The sequence below is a fragment of the Paenibacillus jiangxiensis genome (assembly GCF_046098255.1).
In the GTDB taxonomy this organism is placed as follows: Bacteria; Bacillota; Bacilli; order Paenibacillales; family Paenibacillaceae; genus Paenibacillus; species Paenibacillus jiagnxiensis.
Genome location: NZ_JBJURI010000076.1, coordinates 289 through 1126 on the forward strand (window position 1 = coordinate 289; position 838 = coordinate 1126).

The 838-nt window shown below is 65.9% G+C and carries 1 protein-coding gene; it reads right to left on the reverse strand.

Features of this window, described 5'->3' with window-relative positions; all coding sequences use genetic code 11:
• A partial coding sequence (locus tag ACI1P2_RS31365; protein ID WP_355327720.1) for an IS481-like element IS481 family transposase occupies positions 1-741 on the reverse strand: 741 nt, incomplete at its 3' end.
• Between the last annotated feature and the right edge of the window lie 97 nt (positions 742-838).

Sequence of the window (838 nt, forward strand, 5' to 3'; positions counted from 1 at the left end):
CTGTGGGCGGTAAGGTCGGGTAAAGCGGTGCTTGATGCCCAGCTCATGGCACAGCGCGGCGAAGGCGCGGCTGCGAAAGGCCGAGCCATTGTCGGTGAGCAAGCGCTGGATGGTCACGCCCAGGCGCTGGTAGTAGGCCACTGCGTCCTTGAGGAACTGGACGGCGCTGGGGAAGCGCTCGTCGGGGTGGATGTCGGTGAAGGCCACGCGGGCGTGGTCATCGATGGCCACGAAGACGAAGTCCCAGCCGGCCCCCTCAACGGTATCGCGTCGGTTGCCCGTGACCCGGTGGCCAGGGCGCTGGATACGTCCCAGCTTCTTGATGTCGATGTGCAGCAGATCGCCGGGGGCCTGATGCTCGTAGCGCACCACCGGCTCGGCCGGCTCCAGGTCGGCCAGGTGCGACAGACCGGCGCGGGCCAGGACGCGGCTGACGGTGCTGGCTGACACGCCCAGCGCCTGGGCGATGCGCGCTTGGGTCAGCCGCTTGCGGCGCAGCTCCACGATAGCCAGCGCCTTGGCCGGCGCAATCGCTCGGGGCGAGACCGTCGGGCGCGAGGACGCATCGGCCAAGCCCGCCTGGCCCTGAGCCAGGAAGCGGCCCAGCCATTTGCGCACAGTCGGCGCGGTGACCCCATAGGCGCGGGCCGCTTCAGGCACACAAACTTGATGGGCGATCAATTGCTGGACCATTTCGAGTCGACGTAGGAAGGTCAATCGGGCATGCTTATGGGTGTTCATCCGGCCGGGCTCCTTGAGTGAACTGGGGGGGTGGCGATTTCCAGTTTCTCAAATCCGGTTCGGATGAACCATGCATACAACCTATTGAATCTTCACA